General features: G+C 67.1%; 1 pseudogene. It reads right to left on the bottom strand.

From position 1 onward, the window contains the following. A pseudogene (locus HCN58_RS35225) lies at positions 1 to 677 on the bottom strand (flotillin family protein); the annotation flags it as partial.

Raw genomic sequence — 677 nt, 5'->3', positions numbered from 1 at the left:
GAACGCTTGGCGGCGAGCGCGATCACGCGCTCCTCGTCGGCGATCTCGACCGCCTTCTTCTGGTCGATATTGAGCACCTCGCGAGTCCTGGACGAGGCAATGCGCTCGGCTTCGAGCGCGAGCTCGACCTCGACGCGGCGCCGCTCGATCGCGTCGCGCCGCCTGAGTTCGGCGGCCTCGATAGCTTCGGTGCGCTCGATCTCCAGCCCTCTGGTTTCTTTTTCGGCCCGGATGCGCTGGGCGGCAACGACCTTCTCCTGGGCAATGCGCGCGGCCTCGATGGCTTCGCGCGAGGCGATGTCGGCTTCCTCGATGGCGCGGTTGCGCCCGATTTCGAGCGAGCGAACGCGTTCCTCCTGGGCGATGCGGGAAGATTCGGTCGCCTCGCGCGCCGAGATCCCTGCGACTTCCAGCGCCTGATTGCGCTCGATCTCCAGCTTGCGCGTGGTGTGCTCGGCGGCGATCCGCTCGGCTGCGAGCGTCCGCTCGCGTGCGATCCGGGCGGCTTCCACGGCCTTTTGCGCCTCGATCTCGGCTTCTTGAATCGTACGCACCTGCTGGATCTCCAAAGAGCGGGTGCGCTCGTCGGAGGCAATGCGTTCGACGTTGACGATCGTGGTCTGGGCGATGCGGGCCTTTTCGGTCGCCTCGCGTGCCGCGATCTCGGCTTCCTCGAC

Source organism: Bradyrhizobium australiense, assembly GCF_013114825.1.
In the GTDB taxonomy this organism is placed as follows: domain Bacteria; phylum Pseudomonadota; class Alphaproteobacteria; order Rhizobiales; family Xanthobacteraceae; genus Bradyrhizobium; species Bradyrhizobium australiense.
The sequence above is the reverse complement of the archived record's forward strand: the minus strand, read 5'-3'. Positions and strand labels throughout refer to the sequence as shown.